The sequence below is a fragment of the Cellulomonas sp. APG4 genome, assembly GCF_009996735.1.
GTDB lineage: Bacteria > Actinomycetota > Actinomycetes > Actinomycetales > Cellulomonadaceae > Actinotalea.
Window position 1 is genome coordinate 1 of the sequence record NZ_JAACYI010000031.1, and the last position, 19,584, is coordinate 19,584.

A 19,584-nucleotide genomic window follows, 5' to 3' on the forward strand; every position below is an offset into this window, starting at 1 on the left:
CCGCGGGCACCGCTGCCGACGGTGCACCACCAGCGGCGGCGCGGCCCGTGCCCGTCGCGGGGGCGGGGACGACGCCGCCCGCGAGCTGGCGCTCGACCCGGTCCACGCGCGCACCCAACCCACGCGCGCCGTCGTCAGCTCCGGGAAGCAGGAGCCGCGCGACCAGGAGCTCGAGGTGCAGACGCGGCGACGTCGCTCCCGTCATCTCCGTGAGGGCCTCGTTCACCAGGTCCGCCGAGCGTGAGAGCTCCGCGGCCCCGAGCGCGCCCGCCTGGCCGCGCATGCGCTCGAGCTGGTCGCTCGGCAGGTCACGGAGCACGGCCTGCGCGGCTTCGCCGGACGCCGCGATCACGATGAGGTCCCGGAGGCGCTCGAGCAGGTCCTCGACGAAGCGCCGCGGTTCGTGGCCCGAGGCGACCACGCGCTCGACCACCCGGAACGCGCTCGCCCCGTCGCGCGCAGCGACGGCGTCCACCACGTCGTCGAGCAGGGCCGCGTGGGTGTAGCCGAGCAGCGCGACGGCGCGCTCGTAGTCGAGGCCGCCCTCGTCCGCCCCGGCGACCAGCTGGTCGAGCACCGACAACGAGTCACGTACCGAGCCGCCACCTGCGCGCACCACGAGCGGGAGCACGCCGGCGCCCACGCCCACGCCCTCGGCGGCGCACAGCTGCTCGAGGTAGGGCAGCAGCGTGTCGGGCGCCACCAGACGGAAGGGGTAGTGGTGCGTGCGCGAGCGGATGGTCCCGATGACCTTGTCGGGCTCGGTGGTCGCGAAGACGAACTTCACGTGCGGCGGCGGCTCCTCGACGATCTTGAGGAGCGCGTTGAACCCCTGGGAGGTGACCATGTGGGCCTCGTCGAGGATGAAGATCTTGAAGCGGTCCCTCGCCGGGGCGAACGTCGCACGCTCACGCAGGTCACGCGCGTCGTCCACACCACCGTGGCTCGCCGCGTCGATCTCGACCACGTCGAGGCTGCCCGCACCGTCACGTGCGAGCTCACGGCACGAGGCGCACGTGCCGCACGGCGTGTCCGTGGGCCCCTCCGCGCAGTTGAGGCACCGCGCGAGGATCCGGGCGGACGTCGTCTTGCCGCACCCGCGCGGGCCCGAGAACAGGTAGGCGTGCGTGACCTTGTCGGAGCGCAGCGCCTGCATGAGCGGCTCGGTGACGTGCTCCTGACCGATGACCTCGGCGAACGACTCGGGCCGGTAACGGCGGTACAGGGCTGTGGTCACCGTCCGAGCGTAGACGCCCCCGCCCACACGTCGCGTGGCCGCTTCCCGGAGGACCCGACCGGTGCGGCGGGGGGCCCACGAGCCGGCCGGCCGGCCGTCCTGCGCGCTGCTAGCGTGACGCCGACCCTGAACCGGCCGGTCGCTGGAGGCCCCGTGCAGGACGTGCCGCCACTCCCCCGGTCGGTCCCGGAACCCGCGATCGAGCTGACCGCGACCTGTCTGCCGCCCGTGGCGCTCGACGCGCTGCGCGCCGCGCTGGCGGCCGAGGGCTTCCGTCCGCGGCCGACCACCGACCCGCGACGGGTCGAGGGCTGCCGGACGAGCTGGGCGGACCTCCTGTCCCTCGCGCCGCCCGCCCGCACGGTGGTCGCGGGGACGGTGAGCCCGACCACCGCAGGCTGCACCGTCCGGATCGACCACCCGACCTGGGCGCTCGGCAGCCCGCGCGATCGCAGCACGCGCGTGGTTGCCCGCACCGTCGAGCGGCTCCGCACCACCGGTGTGGGCGTCACCGTGGGCACCTGGACGGACGGCCGGTCGCCGAGGTGACGGTCAGTCGGGGCGGACGTCCCGTGACGCGAGGACCTGACGCAGCAGCGGGCGCGTCGACTCGACGGCCGCGAGCACGAGCAGCACGCCACCCACGAGGCAGCCGCCAAGCAGCAGCAGGCCCCGCGGGTTGGTGACCCCCGCGAACCCGAGGAGCGGCGACAGCATCACGACGGCGACGGCCGCCGAGCCCACGCCCACCAGCAGCAGGGGCCCGAGCACCTCACGCCGCCGCACCTCGTGGAACAGCTCGGCGGGCACTCCCGCGAGGTGCTGGAGCGCGTACTCGCGCCTCCGGTCGAGCACCGCCGACGCCTGCGCCACGCCCGCCGAGACCGCGGCGAGCACGAAGGCGATGACCAGCGTGAGCATCGCGCCGGTCGTCAGGTCGTCGACCATCAGCCGGTCCTCGGCGCTCGACCCCGCCTCCATGGTCAGGGCCGGCAGCACCGCGAGGCAGCCCGCGACGAAGCCCGCGAGCCCCAGGCCGCCCACCACGCGCCAGGCCGCACGTGGGTCGTCGAGCAGCCTGCGCGCCGCGAGCAGGCGCGCCGGGGTGCGCGCCCGCCACAGCAGCAGGCGTGCGTAGAGGCCGAGCACCCACGGCCCGACGGCGTTCAGGGTCGCGAAGGCGATCCCGAGGCACGCGATCAGCACACCGATCACCGCGGCCCCGAGCCCTCCGCCCGCGACGCTCACCACCATGAACAGCCCCACGCCGACGACGGCGACCAGCAGGCGCACCCACCCGAGGCGACGCGGCGTCTGCCGCCGCGCAACGCCCAGCGGCGACACGACCACGCGACGCAACGACACGGCACCCGACACCGCGGCGAGCAACGGCACCGCGACCGCGGCCACGAGCAGGCCCGGTGCTCCCACCCACATCTCACCGACGGTCAGGTGCGAACCCATGAACGGCACGAGCGACCACACGGGCAGCAGCACGCCGTAGAGCACCATCCCCGCCACCGCGCCGGCGAGCCCCTGCGCCGCCGTCTCCACGACGGTGAGCACGACCACCTCGCGCGGCGTCACCCCCAGCAGCCGCAGCGTCGCGAGCCGCGCGTCCCGGCGCGCGACCCCCAGCCTTGCCGCGGCGCCACCCAGCGTCACGAGCGGCACCAGCAGCAGCACGACGGCGATCCAGGCGAGCCACACGTAGGGCTCGGCGTAGTCGACCTCGTACTGGCTCGTGGGGTTCGCTGCGCGGGCCATGAACCCGCGCAGCCCGCCCACCACGCTGAGCGTGAGCGCCGTGGTGACCGCGAAGGCGAGGACCGCGAGCCCGGTGGTGAGCCGGGTGTCCGAACCGCCGGCCGTGCGCAGCCGCGGCGCGAGCGCGAGGACGGCCCTCACCGCAGGCCGCCGTGACCGGCCGAGAGGTCCGCGCGCGCGGCCGCGCCGTCCCAGCTCTCGCGCACGTGGTGCCCGACGACGAGCCCGTCGCGGACCTCGATGCGTTCCTCGCACCAGTCCGCGACGCCCTTGTCGTGCGTGACGACCACGAGCGACGCGCCCGCGGCGCGTGTGGTCTCGGTGAGGATCCGCATCACGTTGGCACCGGTGGCCTGGTCGAGCGCCCCGGTCGGCTCGTCCGCGAAGACCACGTCGGGCCCCGTGATGAGCGCGCGTGCGACGGCGACCCGCTGGGCCTGGCCGCCCGAGAGCTCGCCCGGGCGGCGCTCCTCCATCCCGGCGAGACCGAGGCGCACGAGCCACTGCCGTGCGTGCTCGGTCGCCCGGGCACGCGGCGCGCCGTTGAGCATCGCCGGCAGGGCGACGTTCTCGACCGCGGGAAGCTCGGGCAGCAGCTGACCGAACTGGAAGACGAAGCCGTAGTGCCGCCTGCGCAGCAGCGAGCGCTCGCGCTCGTCGAGCCGCGCGACCTCGCGCCCGCGCAAGGTCACCGAGCCGTCGTCGGGCACGAGGATGCCCGCGAGGCAGTGGAGCAGCGTCGACTTGCCCGAGCCCGACGGGCCCATGACGGCGAGCGACCGCCCGGGGGCGAGGTCGAGGTCGACGCCCGCGAGCGCCGTCGTCGAGCCGAAGCGGTGCACGAGGCCGCGAGCGCGCAGTCCGTCGGAGGTACGGGTCGGGGCGGCGGCGCCGGGAGCGGCGCCGGGGGTGCCTGTCGTGTGCATGGCCCCAGCGTCGTCGCGCCGCCGGGGCGGGCGCGTCGCCCGTCGGTCGCGACGCGCACCCGTGCCGTGCACCTGCAGTCGGAGCCGCCGTCCGACCCCGGTCGTACGCGGGTACCGCGGCGCAGGACGGCGCCCCGGAAACGGCACCCTTGAGCCTGACACGGTGGCAGGGTGTGGCCTATGGGCATGCCTCTCACGGGTGAACGGTTGCTCTCGATCGGCGAGTTCTCGCGCCTGTCGCAGATCAGCGTCCGGATGCTCCGCTACTACGACGAGCACGGCGTGCTGCGACCGACGCACGTCGACGCGTGGTCCGGGTACCGCTCCTACGCCCCCGGCCTGCTCCTGACGGCGCGCTGGGTGCTGCGGCTGCGCGACCTCGGGCTGGGTGTCGGCGAGATCGCCACGTGCCTGCCGCTCCTGGACCACCCCGCCGCGCTGCGGGACGTCCTCGGGCGTCAGCGCACGCGGCTGGCCGACGAGGCCCAGGCCGCCGCCACCCGCGTCCGGGAGGTGGAGAAGCTCATCGCAGAGTTGGAGGGACCCGTCATGTCCGTCGAGATCACCGAGCGCACGCTCGCACCGCGCACCGTCGCCGCGCTGCGCGACACCATCCCCACCTACGCCGACGAGGGCCGTCTGTGGGAGCGGCTCATGGCCGGCATGGGCGCCGCCGGAGTCGCGCCCGCACCCGACGGCTGGGCCGTGGCCGAGTTCTGCGACGACGAGTACGTCGAGGAGAACCCGGAGGTCGAGGTGCGGCTCGACGTCGCCGCACCATTCGAGCCGGCCGGCGAGGTCAAGTGTCGTGAGCTGCCCGAGCAGCGCGTCGCCGTCGGGACCCTGCACGGCCCGTACGAGGGGATGTCCGAGGTGATGGAGGCCGTCGGTCGCTGGGTGCCCGAGCACGGCCTGCAGTTCGCGGGGCCGATGTTCAACCGCTACGTCGTGGGACCCATGGAGAACCCCGACCCCGCGCAGTGGGTCACCGAGGTGCACGTCCCGATCGCGCCGGCGTGAGTGTCAGGGGCGGGTCGCGAGCACGACGGCGAGCGCCCCGACCACCAGGTAGCCGGCGAGGGCGAGCGTGAGGCGCACACGCTCGCCCACGCGGGCGCCCACGAGGGCACCCGCGCCGGCCAGCGCGAGCTGCCAGGCGGCCGACGCGGCGCCGATGCCGACGACGAACGCGACCTGGCGGGCAGGCGTGCCGAGCCGGTCGGCGAGCCCCGCCGCAACGACGGTGAAGTAGACGACGGTCAACGGGTTCACCGCGGTGAGGGCGACGAACCGGCCGAACGAGGCGAGGGGTCCGCGGGCGGCGACCGTCGCGGCGCCGTCGTCGGCCCGGGGACGCGCCGGTCGCCTGCGCAGCGTGGTGAGCAGCCCGTGCACGGCGACGGCGGCGAGCACGAGCGCGCCGACCAGCCGGACCGTGGTCTCGTGGCCGTCGAGCAGGCGCGTGACGGTGGTGCCTGCGAGGACCGCGACCACCGCGAACGCGAGGTCCACGGTCGCGGCACCCAGGCCGCCCGCCGCCGCGGTGCGCCAGCCGCGCGTCATCCCGGTCTGCAGCAGCAGCACGCCGATCGCACCGAGCGGCATCGCCACCCCGAGCCCGACGGCGGCACCGAGCCCCAGGACCGGCAGCCAGGACGCATCGCTCACGCGCCCCAGTGTGGCGGCCCGTACCCGCGCCCGGACATGCGAGGACCCCCCGCACACCCGTCAGAGCCCGCCTGCCCTTGCTGCCTTCCGGCCCTGGGGGAGTTCAGCGAGATGACGCCGCACGAGGGGTCGTCGACAAGCCTAACGCAGGCGCCCGACGGTCTCGAACCACCGTCGCCGTCACGGCGTCAGCGCCGCAGGGCACGCCGCGCGAGCATGTTGCCCAGCAGCTGCACCACCTGCACCAGCACGACGATGAGCGCGACCGCGACCCACACGACCTCCCAGTTGAAGCGCTGGTAGCCGTGCCGGATCGCGAAGTCGCCCAGACCGCCCGCGCCGATCATGCCGACGACGGCGGACATGTCGATCACCGCGACCGTGAGGAACGTGAACGCCAGGACGAGCGGGCCGAGCGTCTCGGGGATCAGCACCGACCAGATCACGCGCCACCGGGAGGCCCCCATGGCACGCGCGGCCTCGACCACGCCCGGGTCGAGCGCTACGAGCGCCTGCTCGACGAGCCGCGCGAACGCGACCGAGGCCATGATCGCCATCGGCAGGATCGCGGCCTCGGTGCCGATGGTCCGGCCCACGACCAGCATCACCACGGGGCCCATCGCGACCACGAAGATGATGAACGGGATGGGGCGCACCGTGTTGATCAGCACGTTGAGCACCGCGAACACCGCGCGGTTGGCGAGCACCCCGCCGCGCCGCGTGACGTACACCGCCACGCCCATGACGAGGCCCAGCACGGCCGCGAGGGCCAGGCTGATGCCGACCATCTGCACGGTCTCGCCGACGGCGCGGCCCAGCAGCGGCAGCAGGTACTCCCAGTCGGTCTCGCGGTTCATGCGGCACCTCCGGTGGCGCGCGGGCCGACGGCGTCCGGGTCGGCGAGAGGGTCCGCGGCTGTGCCCAGGTCGAGCACGGTGGTGCTGCGCGCGAGGTCGGCGAGGAACGCCTCGACGTGCGCGGGCTCGCCGTCGAGCTCGAGCGTGAGCGACCCGTACGGGCGCTCGGCGATCTCGGTGATGCCGCCGTAGACGATGGTCCCGTCCACGGGGTGCTCGCGCAGGGCGCGCGTGAGGTCGTGCGACGACGTGCCGTCCTCACGCACCGCGACGGTCACGATGCGGCCGGGGTGCCGGCGACGCAGCCGCTCGAGGGCCGCGGGGCTCGGCCGGTCGCGCAGCGCGGTGCCCACGAGCCGGCGCGTCACCGGGTGCTCGGGGCGCGCGAGCACGTCGTAGACGTCGCCGTGCTCCACGACCTTGCCGTCGGCCATCACCGCGACGCGGTCGCACAGGTACTTCACGACGTCCATCTCGTGCGTGATCACCACGACGGTGATGCCGAGCTCGCGGTTGACGCGGCGCAGCAGGTCGAGCACGCCCTGGGTGGTCTCTGCGTCGAGGGCCGACGTCGCCTCGTCGGCGAGCAGCAGGCGCGGGTTGGTCGCGAGCGCGCGGGCGATGCCGACGCGCTGCTTCTGCCCGCCCGAGAGCTGCGCGGGGTACTGGCGCGCCTTGTCGGCCAGCCCCACGAAGTCGAGCAGCTCGGCCACGCGCGCACGGCGCTCGGCCCGTGGCCACCCGGCGACGGCGAGCGGGTAGGCGACGTTGCCCGCGACGGTGCGCGAGGAGAGCAGGTTGAACTGCTGGAAGATCATGCCGATGCCGGCCCGCAGGCGGCGCAGCTGGGCCTCGCCGAGGGTCGTGACGTCCTGGCCGTCCACGACCACCTGGCCGGACGTCGCGGGCTCGAGCGCGTTGACCAGGCGCACGAGGGTCGACTTGCCGGCGCCGGACCAGCCGATCACGCCGAACACCTCGCCTGCGTGCACGTCGAGGGTCACGCCGTCGACGGCCCGTACCTCGGCGGTGCGCCGGCCGTCGCCGGGGAACACCTTGACCGTGTCGCGGAAGCTCACGATGGGGGCTGTGCTCATGGTTCCTCGTCTCGGGGCGGGGAGGAGGCGGGCCCGACGGCGCCCTCCGGCCGGGGAGGTGGACCACCCCGGCCGGGGCAGGACGCCGTCGGGCGCGAGGGGTCAGCGCTGGGCGTCGGCCTCGACCTGCGCGAGGTACGCGAGCAGCTCGTCGGGGCTCTGGTCGGCGAGCACCGCGGTGCCGCCGGACGCCTCGAGCAGCGCGTCCTGGATCTCCTCGTCCTCGTAGATGTCGATGAGCGCCAGGTAGGTCTCGTTCTCGGCGTCGTCGGCGCGGGCCGCCCAGACGTTGATGTACGGGCGGGCGCCCTCGGCCTCGGCGTCGTCCTCGTACAGCGCGCTCTCCGGGTCGATGCCGGCGTCCTCGAGGAAGTCGTTGTTGATGATCGAGGCGTCCACCGAGTCGAGCGCGAGCGCGGTCTGCTGCGCGTCGACGGGGGTGACGGTCACGCGCGACTCCTCGGCGATCACGTCGGCCTCGGTCGAGAACGCCGAGCCGCCGTCGCGCAGGGCGATGAGGCCGGCGTCCTGGAGCACGAGCAGGGCGCGCGCGAGGTTGGTCGGGTCGTTGGGGACCGCGACCTCGCCGCCGTCGGGGATCTGGTCCACGTCGGTGTGCTGCTTCGAGTACAGGCCCAGCGGGTAGATCGCGGTGGCGCCCACGGGCACCAGGTCCTCGCCCGCCTCCACGTTGTACTGCGCGAGGTAGAGGATGTGCTGGAACTGGTTGAGGTCGAGCTGCCCCTGGCTGAGCGCGGGGTTCGGCTGGCTGTACTCGGTGAAGTCGACGATCTCGACGTCGTAGCCGGCGTCCTCGGCCTTCTCCTCGAACAGGCGCCAGTGGTCCTCGGACGCACCGACCACGCCGATCGTGACGGTCTGCGCCTCGGTCTCGGTGGTCGCGCCGCCGCCGGCCTCCTCCGTGGTGGAGGCGTCGGACGCGCACGCGGCGAGCAGGGACAGGGCGCCGACGGCGGCAGCGGTGCGCAGCAGGGTGGCGGGGCGGACGGCGGTGCGGATGGTGCGGGACATGGTGGTTCCTTCGATCGTGCGCTCGTGGCGCTGGTGGTGAGGGTGCGCGGCTCAGCGACGCGCGGACGCACGGACGTGGGCAGGTGGCCACGAGCGGGTCGCTGTGGCCGGGCGCACGTGTGCGAGGCGAGGGGAGGCGGGGTACCGGCAGGCTGAGTGCCGGGGGCCGTCAGGAGCGGGGCGCGTGGGACGCGCCGGCGGGGCTCAGGCTGGGACGGCCACCCGCCGCAGCATTCGGCCGCACATCATCGCGCGGGCAGGTGCCGCGACGACGTGCTGGGTCCGGGTGCTGGGGCGAGTCATGGGACCGATGGTGCACCCGACGCGCCTGGGACCTGGCCTCGATGCGCTCCTCGTCTCGCATCGCGAGACGCCGACGCCGCCTCCCTGCGCGTGAGGTGACGCAGGCCACAGAGCCCTACTGGGCCGAACGGGCAGCGTCCGCGCGGCCGCACGGCATGGTCGGGATCGCTAGATAGACAACCTGACTAGGTAGACGTACTGTCTAGCCCATGGACGACGAGGGCTGGCCGGGCGACTGGCTGCGCGGCGTGCTCGGCGTGTGCGTGCTGCGCGTGCTCGCCGAGGGCCCGACGTACGGGTACGCGATCGGCGCACGCCTGGCCGCCGCAGGGCTCGGCACGCCCAAGGGCGGCACGCTCTACCCGTTGCTCACGCGGTTCGAGCAGGCCGGTTGGGTCGAGGTCGAGTGGCGCGCGGGCGAGGGCGGCCCGGGGCGCAAGTACTACGCGCTGACCCCCGCCGGGCACGCGCACCTCGACGCACAGGCCGCGCGCTGGGCGCGGTTCGCGCACCTCACCACAGCCCTCGTCCACCCGGACCCCACGGCCGCCGTCGGCGACGGCGTGAGCCCCACGAACGGAGCACCCGCATGAGCGAGAATGCACCCACGTCCCCGACCCGCCGCAGGCGCGGCGCGTGGCGGTACGAGATCGAGCGCAGGCTCGCGCCGCACGTCGACGAGGCCTGGGCCGAGGCGTTCGTGCTCGAGCTGCGGCTGCGCGACGTGCCCGGCGACGCGATCGGCGACGCCCTGGCCGAGGTCGAGTCGCACTGCGTCGAGAGCGGCGAGGGGGCCGCCGAGGCGTTCGGTGAGCCCGTCGCCTACGCCCGCGCGCTCGAGCTGCCCACCGAGCCGCCGTCGGGCCCGCCCCTCAGCCCGGGGGCGACGGCGGCGTGGACCGCCCAGGCGGTCGGGCTGCTCGTCACGACCGTGGGCGCCACGGCGGTGGTCGACGGCGAGCCGATCGCGCTCACGTGGGGCCTCGCCGTGGTGCCCGTGCTCGCCGGGCTCACCGTGCTCGCGCTGTCGCAGCGCTCGGACGCCGCGCTGCGCCTCGTGGTCCGCCGCCCCGTCGTCGCGTGGCTCGCGACCATGGCCCACCTGGGCCTGCTGGTCGCCCTGCTGCTCGTGCTCGACGGCGTGCTGGCGCACGTCTCCCCCGGGCCCACGCTCGCCGTCGGCGCGGTGCTGCTGCTCGGCGCGACCGTCGACCTGCTGCGCCGCGCGCATACGGAGCAGCTGCCCGACGACCCGGTACGCGCGCCGTTCGAGGACGAGCGCGCGGGCCGAGCCCGGCGCCTGGGCACGGTGCTGCGCTACGTCCCCGTGCTGCTCGCGCCCGCAATGGCCCTCGTCTTCGCAGGCCTGGCCCGCCTGCTGGCGTGAGGCAGCTACCGCTCCCGCCCGCGTCGTCGGACGCCCACGACGAACGCCATGACCGCGGCCGTGACGCCCCCGAGGAGGGCGAGCGCCACGACGCCGACGGCGTCAGCGAGGGGGCGTAGGCCCGTCGTGTCCGGCGGGACGAAGTCCAGCAGCATGCGACCTCCCGCAGCGCGCGTCCTGACGCTCGCAGTCTTCCCGGACGACGGTCGCAGAGGCAAGGGATCGAGATCGTTGACATGCAAGTGTGTGCTTGCCTAACGTGACGGGTGTGGCCGACGCCTACAAGGCCCTCGCCGACCCGACGCGGCGGGCGATCCTCGACGAGCTGACCGAGCGCGACGGTCAGACCCTCTTCGAGCTCGTCACGCGCCTGGTCACCGTGCACGGCCTGAGCTCGTCCCGGCAGGCGATCTCCCAGCACCTCGACGTCCTCGAGGCCGCAGGGCTCGTCCACCGGCGGCGCGAGGGCCGCTACACGTTCCACCACCTCGACACCGCCCCACTTGCCGAGATCGCCCGCCGCTGGCCCAGCCCGCCGGGCGGCTCCCCCGACCCTCCGGAGTGACCATGCCTCGCATCCACCTGACCAGCGTGTTCGTCGACGACCAGGCCGCGGCCCAGCGCTTCTACACCGAGGTGCTCGGCTTCGTGACGAAGCACGACATGCCTCTGGGCGAGCACCGGTGGCTCACCGTCGTGGGCGCCGACGAGCCCGAGGGCACGGAGCTGCTGCTCGAGCCGAGCGACCACCCCGCCGTCGGGCCGTACAAGGCCGCACTGGTCGCGGACGGCATCCCCGCGGCGGCATTCGTGGTCGACGACGTGAACGCCGAGCACGCGCGCCTGAGCGCGCTCGGCGTCCGCTTCACGCAGGAGCCGCTGACCATGGGCCCGTTCACCACCGCCGTGCTCGACGACACGTGCGGGAACCTCATCCAGATCGCGTCCCCCGCCTGACGTGGCCGCCGCGCACGAGGTCGTCGTCGTCGGGCCCGCGTCCTGGAACCACCTGGTCGCGGTGGACCACCTGCCCGAACCCACGCCGCACATGCAGCTCGCCACCGGGCACCGGTGGACGCTCGGCGGCACGTCCGCGGGCAAGGCGCTGCACCTCACCCAGCGCGGCCGGTCCACGGTTCTCGCGACCGCGGTCGGGACCGACGACGCCGCACACTCGGTGGTCGACGCGCTGCGCGAGGCCGGCGTACCGCTGCTGCTCGAGACCGTCGACGGGCCGAGCGAGCAGCACCTCAACCTCATGGCGCCGGACGGCGGCCGCGTCTCGATCTACCTGAGCACCGTGCCCGACGGCGGTGCGCAGTGGCGCGGTCCCGTGCTCGCCGCCGCCGCGCAGGCGCGGGCGGTGGTGCTCGACCTGTCCCCGCGGGCCGCGGACGTGATCGACGACGTCGTCGCGACCGGGGTCCCCGTGTGGACGGACCTGCACGACTACGACGGCGCGTCCGCGTTCCACCGGCCGTTCCTCGAGGCGGCGTCGTGGATGGTCGTGAGCCGCGACCGGCTCGCGGATCCGTGGGAGTTCCTGCGGTCCGTGGCCGGCGGTCCCCGCGGGCGGACGGCGGTCTGCACGCTCGGCGCGGACGGTGCGATCGCCGTCGGGCCGGACGGGCGCGAGCACCGCGTAGCGGCCGAGCCCGTGGACGCCGTCGTCGACACGAACGGTGCGGGCGACGGGTTCGTCGCGGGCGTCCTCGACGCGACGCTCGCGGGCGCCCCGCTCGAGGCCGCCCTGCGCGCAGGCGCCGAGCAGGGCGCGCGTGCCGTGCGGACCCCGCACCTCTGCGACCTCCTGGACCCCCTCCTGCCCGCCTGAACCCGCACCGCGCCGGCTGCAAGGGCGAGGTGGGTCGTGACACGTCCCAGGTGGGAGGTGGTCGTCATGGGTGCCCGACGGCGTGCGTGGGCGGTCTCGATCGCGGCGGTCGTCGCGCTCAGCGGATGTGCGACGCCGCTCGAAGGCGGGCGACCGCAGGCGCCCATCGGCATCGAGTCGATCGACCCGACGGCGATCGCACCGGAGACCCTGGTCGGGCTGTGGCGCGTGCGCGACGCCGAGGGCGAGGCGCCCGAGACGTGGCTGCGGCTCGCGGGTGGCAGCTACCCGCTGTGGCGGGACTGCGGATTCGTCGAGGGTGGGTGGTCGGCGTCGTCGGACCGGCTGTTCGTCGCCTCCACCCCCTTCGCCGCGGTGTCCGACTGCGGCGGCGACATCCCCGCGGTCCCGTGGCTCGAGTCCGTGCGCGAGGTCGCACCGATCAACGACGGCGGCTGGGAGCTACGCGACGCCTCGGGTGAACCTGTCGCGACGCTCGTCGTCGACGGCGCCCCGGACCCGATCGCGAACGCGGCCGACTTCTACGCCGCACCGCCCGAGGTCGACGACGAGGTCAGGGACCGGCTCCGTGAGCCCGCCCCCGTGCCCGACGGCCTGACACCGGCGACACGTGACCAGCTGATCGGCCGGTGGGTCCCGGTGGGGGCGATGCACACCGACGCCCACGTCGAGCTCGCGGACGACGGCACCTACACAGGCTCGGACGGGTGCAACGGCGCGAGCGGCGCTTGGGCGGCGGGGGACGGCGGCCGATTCCTCGCGACGTCCGGCCTGAGCACCATGATCGGCTGCGACGGGGCGCAGGTGCCGGGCTGGCTCGGCACGGCCGGGCGCGCGGCGTTCGACGGTGAGCTGCTCGTGCTCCTCGACGCGGACGGCGCCGAGCTGGGCCGCCTGGTGCGCGCCTGACCCGCGCGGCCCTTCCCGCGGACGTGCCGGATGAGGCAGCCTGGACGTGACCGACCGAGGCCCGACGAGGCCGGCACCACCGAGCGGAGGACGCGATGAGCGAGGCACCCGTGGACCGGCCCGACGTCGACTTCCGCACCCTGCCCGAGCCCGTGCGACTCGAGGACACCATCGCGGAGCAGGCGGCGAGCGACGCCCCCGAGCCCTACGTGGTGCGCGACACCGAGTGGGACTACACGCTGCGCCACATCGGCGGCTGACGCTTCCGAGGCCTCGCGGCTGCGGCCCGCTCAGCAGGCGGTCGGGGCACTCCCCACGACGGGGTGCAGGGCGGCGACCGCGCGGTCGACGTCGAGCGCGTGGTCGCGCGTGAGCACCTCGTGCACCGCACGCAGCGTCCGATCGAGGGCCGCTCGCACGGCGTCATCCGCCCGCTCCCCCGTCGCCGCACTGAAGGCCGCGAGGCTCGGCAGCACGAGCCGCAGCGCGTCGCGGCACCCCAGGGCTGCCTGCGCGAGCAGCGCGCCGGTCGCGTCAGGGTCCTCGTAGATCTCGTCGTCCCGCCCCTCGGCGGAGAGCGCGACGAGGCGGTCCTCGACGTCGGGGACCGCCGCGAGCCAGCCCTCGAGCTCGGCGCGGCCCTCCGTCGGCACCGTGCCCTCGGTGGCGACCTCCGCCAGGAACTCCAGGAGTGCGACCTGCAGCTCGGGGTCCGCGACGCCCGGGTGTCGCAGAGCCTCCACCACCTCGACGACCACGACCGGCGTCACCATCCAGGGTGTGCCCTGGTGCAGCACGGCCGACCACAGGTGACGGACCGCCGCCGCACGGGCGTCGTCGTCCTCGCCGGTCAACGCGCGCAGGTGAGCGGGCGTGTCCGTGGCCGGGCCGTAGGCGTGGAAGAGCCGCGTGAAGGGGTCGCTCATGGCCCGCACCCTAGACACCTCCGGCGCCGGGCCGCGGGCTCGTCTAGCGTCGGGCCCGATCGAGGGAGGGACCGTGGGAGGTCTGGCTGTCGGCGCCGTGGTCGCCGGTCTGGTGTCGCTCGCGAGCATCGCGGGCGCCGTCGCCCTCGCGCGCCGCGAGAAGCGCACCCGGCGCATCCAGCTCCCCGCGCGCCTGCTCTCGAAGACCTTCATGCCGCCCGGCTACCTGCTGACGGTCGAGTTCCCCGGGCCCGACGGCGCCCCGCGGCGCACCACGGTCATGTCCGCGATCCGCCGCGGCCTCGGGGCGACCCCCGAGTTCCAGGGCTGGGTGTGGGTGGCGGCCGACGACCCGTCCGACGTGGTGGTGCGCCCGCACGCGCGCATGTTCTGGCCGGTGTTCCTTGGCGTGCTCGGCGCGATCATGCTGGTGGTGACCATGCTGCTGGGCACGATCGTGCTGGCCGGGGCGATGGCGCCGGAGGTGTTCGCCCCCGGGACCGCTGCGCCCTGACCCGCAGCGAAGGCGGGTTCGGCCGCACGGGCGACCTCGGGTATCCTCGACCGGCCTGGAGGATTCGCCTAGTGGCCTATGGCGCACGCTTGGAAAGCGTGTTGGGTGCAAGCCCTCGGGGGTTCGAATCCCCCATCCTCCGCCGCCCGAAGGGCCCGTGACCTGCAGAGATGTGGGTGGCGGGCCCTTCGTCGTCGGCGGCCTGACGCGCGTGGTCAACCGGCCGTCGACGACAGCGCCTACTGGGCGGACTGCGCGGCGGCCCACTCGCGCACGCGCCGGGTGCTCTCCTCTTCGGACAGGTCCTCGACACGGGTCATGAGGGACCAGCGCACTCCGAAGGGATCGACGACGCTCGCGAACCGGTCGCCGGAGACGAACGTCGTCGGCGCCTCGCGCACGCTCGCGCCGGCCGCCTCGGCGCGCGCCGTCAGCGCGTCCACGTCGGTGCAGTACAGGCCGAGCGAGTAGCAGGCGCCGTCGGCGGGGGGCGGGACCAGCCCGAAGTCCGGGGTGGGCTCGCCGAGCTGGAGGCGCCCGTGGCCGAGGTCGAGCTCCGCGTGCACGACGACGCCGCCCATCTCCGTCACGTCGACGACGCGCGCGCCCAAGACGTCGCGGTAGAACTCGACGGCCTCCGCGGCGCGCGGCACCGCGATGAACGGGGTGAGGCTCGTGACGCCGTGCGGGCGGCCGTCGGTGGTGTGCTGCCCGGTCACGCCGGTCGTGGTCGCGCTCATGGTCGGCTCCTCGGTGTCGGGCGGCGCGTGCGTCGCGCCGCAGGTCGCCCTCGACGCTAGGTCCGCGTCGGCGGGGTGCGCTTGAACATCGGCGACAGCCACACTGGCGCCATGCGCTCCCGGCCCGACGACGGCACCCCCGCCACCGGCGGTGCCCGTGCCACCGGCGATGCCCACGCCACAGACGGACTCGACGGACGCGGGGTCCTCTACCCCACGCGCCTGCCACGCTTCACGCGCCTCCCCGCCCCCGCGGTGGTCGCCGACCTCGTGGCGTGGTTCTGGATCCCCGAGTGGGACCTGCCCGACGGGAGGTCCTCCCGCCAGCACCTCATCGCCTTCCCGGCGAGCAACCTCGTGGTCGAGGGCGGCACCGTGACCGTGAGCGGTCCGTCGACGCGCGCGTCGCACCGGGACCTCGCGGGCCGCGGGTGGGCGGTGGGGGCGCTGCTCCGCCCGGCGGCCGTGCCCGCGCTGCTCGCCGACCCGGGCGCGCTCGTCGACGGCGAGCGCGTGGTGGACGCCCCCGACCTCGCCGAGGCGGTCGGCACCGCGATGCGCGGCGAGGACGACCGGCACGAACGCGCCGTCGCCGCCGTCGTCGCATGGCTCGGAGACCGCGTGCCCGAGCCTGACGCGGAAGCGCTCACCGCCAACGCACTCGCGGACGTCGTCAGCAGCGACTCGGCCGTGCTGCGCGTCGAGGACGCTGCGGCCGCCGTCGGCGTCTCGGTGCGCACCGCGCAACGTCTCGCACGTCGGTACGTGGGTCTCTCCCCGCTCGCGATGATCCGCCGACGGCGGCTCCAGGAGGCCGCGGAGCGTGTGCGGCTCGAGCCGGGCGCGGTCCTGGCCGACGTCGCCGCGGACCTCGGCTACGCCGACCACGCGCACCTGACGCGGGACTTCCGGGACGTGCTGGGGATGACACCGACGGCATACCGGTCGCGGTCGGCGCGTCCGACGCCTGGACCGGCCGTGTGACATCCGGCTCGGCGGACGGGCATCCGGCCGTGAGGTGCAGCCCTCGCGGGCTCGAATCCTCCGTCCTCCGCCGCTAGAAGGGCCCGTGACCTGCACAGATGTGGGTTGCGGGCCCTTCGTCGTGCTGCGACCGCGGTCAGTCCTTGCGCGGCGCGACGGTCGCGGGAGGGTCGCACGGCAGCTCGACGCAGAGCTCGCTCTCCCCGCCGCACTCGGCCATCACGCGCGTGACCGTGTACTCGAGAGGCCTGCCGTCCAGGTCCACGGGGCCGCGGTCCACGTAGGCCATGGGGTCCCCGTCGTCGATGGTGACGTCGGCACGGCGCTCCCACTCCTCGGTGCCCTCGACACGGCGGTACACGACGAAGTCGACGGGCTCCCCCGTCGGCTGCGAGTCCCACGTGACCCGCACGCCGCCGTCGGACGTCGCTGCGGCCGCGAAGTTCCAGGCGTCGTGGACGGCGTCGCAGTAGTCCTCGAGCGTGGCGCCCTCCGCGGGCTCCGTACCGGCCGTGTCGCCGCAAGCGCTGAGCAGCGCGGCCGCGACGAGAGCGAGTGTCACGCACCGGGCAAGCCGCATGCAGCCGACGCTAGTGGCCCCCCGACTCCGCGTACGCACGTTCCGTAGGCGCATCACCCGCCTGGCCGACGGCCCCCCGAGCCTGCCTGCGAGACGTACCGTGGAGGCATGGCCGAGTGGCCGTGGGCCGGCATGGTGGCCGATCCCGGCGGCTGGGTGGCGGCATCGGCCGACCCGGGCGCCCGGTGGCTGCTGTTCACCGCCGTGCGGGACCTGCCCGACGACTCCGCCGAGGTGCGCGCCACCCGTGCTGAGATGCTCGGGCACCCGGACACCGGCGACCTCCTCGCCCGGCTGGACCCATGGGACTCCGGCGCACCGCGCTCGGGTCACGACGACCCACGGTTCGCGCCGAACCTGCTCACGCTCCTGGCCGACCGCGGCCTGCGCGCCGGGGACGACCCCCGCGTCGACGCGGCCCTCGACGCGATGCTCGAGCACCAGGACGACGACGGCCGCTTTCAGTCCTACTGCGCCCGACGGCGCGGCGAGGCACCGGCCTGGTCCGCGCTCCTGTGCGACACGCACGCGGTGACGGAGCTGCTGCTGCGCTACGGACCCGCACACCGCCGCACCGACCCGCGGACCACGGTCGCGCTCGCCCGCATGGCGGTGGACCTCACCACCACCGCCCAGGGGCCGGCGTGGCTGTGCCGCCCGGATCCCGTGACCGGGTTCCGCGGCCCCGGCCGGCGCGGCGACATGTGCCCGCAGGTGACGCTCGAGGCGTTGCGCGCCTTCTCGCACCTGCCCGACGACGCCACGCCGTCGGGCCCGCTGGACGTCGCCCGCACCGTGCTGCGCGCGTGGGACGTGCGCGGCACCGAGCAGCCGCAGATGTTCGGTCACGGCAGCAGGTTCAAGACCGGCAAGTGGCCCCCCACCTGGTACAGCGCCCTCGAGATGGTCGAGGTGCTGGGCCGCTACCCGGCACTGTGGCGAGGTCCGAGGGCCCGCGCCGAGGACCGTCGCGCCCTCGCCGAGCTGGCGGCGTGCCTGGTCGCGTACACGATGGGCCCCGACGGTCGCGTGACACCGCGCTCGACCTTCCGCGGGTTCGAGGCCCACTCGTTCGGCCAGAAGCGCGAGCCCTCACCGTTCGCCACGGCGGTGACCCTGCGCGCGCTCCACCGTCTCGACGACCTCGCGCCCGACGCGGCGGCGGTCAATGTGCACGCCCTCGGCAGCTCGAAGGGCGGCTCGGGCGCGCCGCGCCCACCGGCGACGCCCGGACGGATGCGCGCCTGACGCCCGAGAACCGCTGCACGCCCGATGTGCCAGGGTCGACGTCACAGCGACCCATTGGGGTCCCGAAGAAGCGAGGTTGTGATGGCTGACGCGCAGGCGGGCTGGTACGACGACGGGACCGGCACCAAGCGGTGGTTCGACGGCCAGAACTGGACGGACACCGTCCAGCCACCCACGGCGCCCTCGGGTGAACTGGCCGGGCAGATCGCCAGGATCGAGGCCGAGGCGACGTCCGGCGGCCAGCCGCGGCCGGCGATGCAGGGGGCAAGCTACGTCGTTCTCCAGGTCATCCTGAAGGAGAAGCTCTGGGGCACCGGCTCCGGGAACCTGACCGAGCTGGAGCACGCCATCAACAAGCAGGCCGCCCTCGGCTACCGCCTGCACACCATCACCACGGCCTCGTCAGGTAGCAAGGGGCTCGGCGGCGGCGACCGGATCCAGGCGACGATGATCTTCGAGCGGCTCCAGTAGAGACGCCACATCGAGGGCACCTTGCTGCCCCGTCGGCCGCCTAGGTGAGGGGCGCCAGCGAACGGCCGTGCGGGTCGACGTAGGCGCGCGGAACGCCGTCGACCATGACGACGAAACTCCGGGCCGCGTCGTCCTGCACGAGGTGGGTGGTCTGCGGGAAGACCCGGGCACCCTCGTTGCTGAGCCAGTGGCCGGGCAGCGCTGCGACCTCCTCCGCGAAGGCCGACCGGTTCGCAGGGTCCAGATACGCGAGGACGGCGCTGTGGAAGACGACGAGCGTCGCGTTGTCGGGTGCCTCGGCGGCCGTGCGCGGCAGCTCCTCGAGCAGGTCACCCGCGAGCACGTGCGGCGGATCGCGACGCGCCACGGCGAGGGCGGCCCGCAGGCGTGCACGGCGGTCGTCGTGCTCGGGCCACACCAGCATCTCGAGCCACGCGCGTGCGTCGTCGTCGGCCACGGGCACGGGCGCCAGGTCGATGCCCGCGCGCCACACGACGTGGGGCATGCGCGCCGGAGCGGACACGCCCGGGCCCAGCGCGCACGACAGCACCACGTCGGACGCGCCGTCGTCGGGGTCGAGGTTCGTGCCGTCGTCGTAGCGGTAGGAGTACCTGTCGGGCAGCAGGCACAGCCCGGCGGACGCACCTACCTCGAGCAGGGCGAGGGGCTGCGGCAGCTCCGCGAGGAAGGGGAGGAGGGCGGCGCACCGGGCGGCCTCGTTGGTCTGCGTGGCACGCGCGAGGATCGTCTGCCGCACGTCCGTCCACCGCTCGAGGAGGGTGGTGCGGAGCTCGCGGTACGAGCCCACGGCGCCGTGCCACCGGGCCGCGGCGAAGACGAGGTTCGGCTGGCGCTTGCCGCGCGGGAGCGTCGCCAGTAGGTCGACCACGTCCGGGTCCTCGCTGAGGCCGATCGCCCACGCCTCGTAGGTGGGTGACACCCCGCGCGCTTCGCGTTCGCCGAAGGCGCGGTACGCCGCCGCGATGCCCGCGGTGCCGAGGGAGATCGCCGGATCCATCGGCCCATCCTCGCCCGTCGACGCCACAGCCACGGCGGGCGCGACGTTGCGTGAGACGTGCCGAG

At 74.6% G+C, this 19,584-nt stretch carries 25 protein-coding genes, 1 tRNA gene and 1 other RNA gene; 14 read left to right on the forward strand and 13 right to left on the reverse strand.

Annotated features, from left to right (window positions below; genetic code table 11):
• Positions 1-1,237, reverse strand: a 1,237-nt coding sequence (locus GXB85_RS16550) for a DNA polymerase III subunit gamma and tau (RefSeq protein WP_161918771.1), incomplete at its 3' end; no start/stop codon positions are given.
• Between the two features lie 114 nt (positions 1,238-1,351).
• On the opposite strand from GXB85_RS16550, the gene GXB85_RS16555 reads away from it, so the two are divergent.
• Positions 1,352-1,786 carry a hypothetical protein gene (locus GXB85_RS16555; protein ID WP_161918772.1) on the forward strand — a complete coding sequence of 145 codons (435 nt, stop codon included), beginning with the start codon at positions 1,352-1,354 and terminating at the stop codon, positions 1,784-1,786.
• Positions 1,787-1,789: 3 nt separating this feature from the next.
• Here GXB85_RS16555 and GXB85_RS16560 read toward each other — a convergent pair whose 3' ends face one another.
• Together GXB85_RS16560 and GXB85_RS16565 are read right to left on the reverse strand one after the other, a co-directional pair.
• A complete protein-coding gene (locus GXB85_RS16560; protein ID WP_161918773.1) occupies positions 1,790-3,145 on the reverse strand; it encodes an FtsX-like permease family protein in 1,356 nt (451 codons plus the stop codon).
• On the reverse strand, positions 3,142-3,930 hold the full coding sequence (locus tag GXB85_RS16565) for an ABC transporter ATP-binding protein (protein ID WP_161918774.1): 789 nt from the start codon (positions 3,928-3,930) through the stop codon (positions 3,142-3,144). The genes GXB85_RS16560 and GXB85_RS16565 overlap by 4 nt, the downstream gene beginning before the upstream one ends.
• Before the next feature lie 180 nt (positions 3,931-4,110).
• Here GXB85_RS16565 and GXB85_RS16570 point away from each other — a divergent pair, with 180 nt between their 5' ends.
• Positions 4,111-4,950: a MerR family transcriptional regulator gene (locus tag GXB85_RS16570; protein ID WP_161918775.1), complete on the forward strand. Its 840-nt coding sequence runs from the start codon at positions 4,111-4,113 to the stop codon at positions 4,948-4,950.
• A gap of 3 nt (positions 4,951-4,953) precedes the next feature.
• On the opposite strand, the gene GXB85_RS16575 is transcribed toward GXB85_RS16570, so the two are convergent.
• The 5 genes from GXB85_RS16575 to GXB85_RS16595 all read right to left on the reverse strand — a co-directional run bounded on the left by GXB85_RS16575 (position 4,954) and on the right by GXB85_RS16595 (position 8,584).
• Positions 4,954-5,598, reverse strand: a complete 645-nt coding sequence (locus GXB85_RS16575; protein ID WP_161918776.1) for a LysE family transporter — start codon at positions 5,596-5,598, stop codon at positions 4,954-4,956.
• A gap of 37 nt (positions 5,599-5,635) precedes the next feature.
• An RNA gene (gene ffs, locus GXB85_RS16580) (signal recognition particle sRNA small type) lies at positions 5,636-5,732 on the reverse strand.
• Positions 5,733-5,786: 54 nt separating this feature from the next.
• Positions 5,787-6,455, reverse strand: coding sequence for a methionine ABC transporter permease (locus GXB85_RS16585; RefSeq protein ID WP_161918777.1), 669 nt, complete (start codon positions 6,453-6,455; stop codon positions 5,787-5,789).
• Positions 6,452-7,552 carry a methionine ABC transporter ATP-binding protein gene (locus tag GXB85_RS16590; protein WP_161918778.1) on the reverse strand — a complete coding sequence of 367 codons (1,101 nt, stop codon included), beginning with the start codon at positions 7,550-7,552 and terminating at the stop codon, positions 6,452-6,454. The genes GXB85_RS16585 and GXB85_RS16590 overlap by 4 nt, the downstream gene beginning before the upstream one ends.
• Before the next feature lie 102 nt (positions 7,553-7,654).
• On the reverse strand, positions 7,655-8,584 hold the full coding sequence (locus tag GXB85_RS16595; protein WP_161918779.1) for a MetQ/NlpA family ABC transporter substrate-binding protein: 930 nt from the start codon (positions 8,582-8,584) through the stop codon (positions 7,655-7,657).
• A gap of 512 nt (positions 8,585-9,096) precedes the next feature.
• Between GXB85_RS16595 and GXB85_RS16600 the strand changes: the two genes are divergently transcribed.
• Both GXB85_RS16600 and GXB85_RS16605 read left to right on the forward strand, forming a co-directional pair.
• A complete protein-coding gene (locus GXB85_RS16600; protein WP_161918780.1) occupies positions 9,097-9,480 on the forward strand; it encodes a PadR family transcriptional regulator in 384 nt (127 codons plus the stop codon).
• Positions 9,477-10,274 (forward strand): hypothetical protein, encoded by a 798-nt coding sequence (locus GXB85_RS16605; RefSeq protein WP_161918781.1) that lies wholly within the window; start codon positions 9,477-9,479, stop codon positions 10,272-10,274. The genes GXB85_RS16600 and GXB85_RS16605 overlap by 4 nt, the downstream gene beginning before the upstream one ends.
• A gap of 5 nt (positions 10,275-10,279) precedes the next feature.
• Here GXB85_RS16605 and GXB85_RS16610 read toward each other — a convergent pair whose 3' ends face one another.
• Complete coding sequence (locus tag GXB85_RS16610; protein WP_161918782.1) at positions 10,280-10,429, reverse strand: hypothetical protein; 150 nt, start codon at positions 10,427-10,429, stop codon at positions 10,280-10,282.
• Between the two features lie 113 nt (positions 10,430-10,542).
• Between GXB85_RS16610 and GXB85_RS16615 the strand changes: the two genes are divergently transcribed.
• The 5 genes from GXB85_RS16615 to GXB85_RS16635 all read left to right on the forward strand — a co-directional run bounded on the left by GXB85_RS16615 (position 10,543) and on the right by GXB85_RS16635 (position 13,298).
• The gene (locus GXB85_RS16615) at positions 10,543-10,839 is read left to right on the forward strand and encodes a metalloregulator ArsR/SmtB family transcription factor (RefSeq protein WP_161918783.1); all 297 of its coding nucleotides are present in this window, start codon (positions 10,543-10,545) and stop codon (positions 10,837-10,839) included.
• 2 nt (positions 10,840-10,841) lie between these two features.
• Positions 10,842-11,231: a VOC family protein gene (locus tag GXB85_RS16620; RefSeq protein WP_161918784.1), complete on the forward strand. Its 390-nt coding sequence runs from the start codon at positions 10,842-10,844 to the stop codon at positions 11,229-11,231.
• 1 nt (position 11,232) lies between these two features.
• Positions 11,233-12,108 carry a carbohydrate kinase family protein gene (locus GXB85_RS16625; protein WP_370524304.1) on the forward strand — a complete coding sequence of 292 codons (876 nt, stop codon included), beginning with the start codon at positions 11,233-11,235 and terminating at the stop codon, positions 12,106-12,108.
• 36 nt (positions 12,109-12,144) lie between these two features.
• Complete coding sequence (locus GXB85_RS19015; RefSeq protein ID WP_161918785.1) at positions 12,145-13,038, forward strand: META domain-containing protein; 894 nt, start codon at positions 12,145-12,147, stop codon at positions 13,036-13,038.
• 95 nt (positions 13,039-13,133) lie between these two features.
• The gene (locus GXB85_RS16635) at positions 13,134-13,298 is read left to right on the forward strand and encodes a heme biosynthesis protein HemY (RefSeq protein ID WP_161918786.1); all 165 of its coding nucleotides are present in this window, start codon (positions 13,134-13,136) and stop codon (positions 13,296-13,298) included.
• Between the two features lie 30 nt (positions 13,299-13,328).
• Here the strand turns inward: GXB85_RS16635 and GXB85_RS16640 are convergent, their stop codons facing one another.
• Positions 13,329-13,964, reverse strand: a complete 636-nt coding sequence (locus tag GXB85_RS16640) for a hypothetical protein (protein ID WP_161918787.1) — start codon at positions 13,962-13,964, stop codon at positions 13,329-13,331.
• Between the two features lie 73 nt (positions 13,965-14,037).
• Between GXB85_RS16640 and GXB85_RS16645 the strand changes: the two genes are divergently transcribed.
• The gene (locus GXB85_RS16645) at positions 14,038-14,478 is read left to right on the forward strand and encodes a hypothetical protein (protein ID WP_161918788.1); all 441 of its coding nucleotides are present in this window, start codon (positions 14,038-14,040) and stop codon (positions 14,476-14,478) included.
• Positions 14,479-14,535: 57 nt separating this feature from the next.
• Positions 14,536-14,620: transfer RNA gene (locus GXB85_RS16650), tRNA-Ser, on the forward strand.
• A 97-nt stretch (positions 14,621-14,717) separates the two neighbouring features.
• Here GXB85_RS16650 and GXB85_RS16655 read toward each other — a convergent pair.
• Positions 14,718-15,218 carry a glyoxalase/bleomycin resistance/extradiol dioxygenase family protein gene (locus GXB85_RS16655; RefSeq protein WP_161918789.1) on the reverse strand — a complete coding sequence of 167 codons (501 nt, stop codon included), beginning with the start codon at positions 15,216-15,218 and terminating at the stop codon, positions 14,718-14,720.
• Between the two features lie 111 nt (positions 15,219-15,329).
• Between GXB85_RS16655 and GXB85_RS16660 the strand changes: the two genes are divergently transcribed.
• Complete coding sequence (locus GXB85_RS16660) at positions 15,330-16,202, forward strand: helix-turn-helix domain-containing protein (RefSeq protein WP_161918790.1); 873 nt, start codon at positions 15,330-15,332, stop codon at positions 16,200-16,202.
• A 136-nt stretch (positions 16,203-16,338) separates the two neighbouring features.
• Here the strand turns inward: GXB85_RS16660 and GXB85_RS16665 are convergent, their stop codons facing one another.
• Positions 16,339-16,782, reverse strand: a complete 444-nt coding sequence (locus GXB85_RS16665; protein ID WP_161918791.1) for a hypothetical protein — start codon at positions 16,780-16,782, stop codon at positions 16,339-16,341.
• Positions 16,783-16,890: 108 nt separating this feature from the next.
• On the opposite strand from GXB85_RS16665, the gene GXB85_RS16670 reads away from it, so the two are divergent.
• Together GXB85_RS16670 and GXB85_RS16675 are read left to right on the forward strand one after the other, a co-directional pair.
• A complete protein-coding gene (locus GXB85_RS16670; protein ID WP_161918792.1) occupies positions 16,891-18,030 on the forward strand; it encodes a hypothetical protein in 1,140 nt (379 codons plus the stop codon).
• A gap of 81 nt (positions 18,031-18,111) precedes the next feature.
• Complete coding sequence (locus GXB85_RS16675) at positions 18,112-18,501, forward strand: DUF2510 domain-containing protein (RefSeq protein WP_161918793.1); 390 nt, start codon at positions 18,112-18,114, stop codon at positions 18,499-18,501.
• 40 nt (positions 18,502-18,541) lie between these two features.
• On the opposite strand, the gene GXB85_RS16680 is transcribed toward GXB85_RS16675, so the two are convergent.
• Positions 18,542-19,519, reverse strand: coding sequence for a DUF2332 domain-containing protein (locus GXB85_RS16680; protein WP_161918794.1), 978 nt, complete (start codon positions 19,517-19,519; stop codon positions 18,542-18,544).
• Positions 19,520-19,584 lie beyond the last annotated feature (65 nt).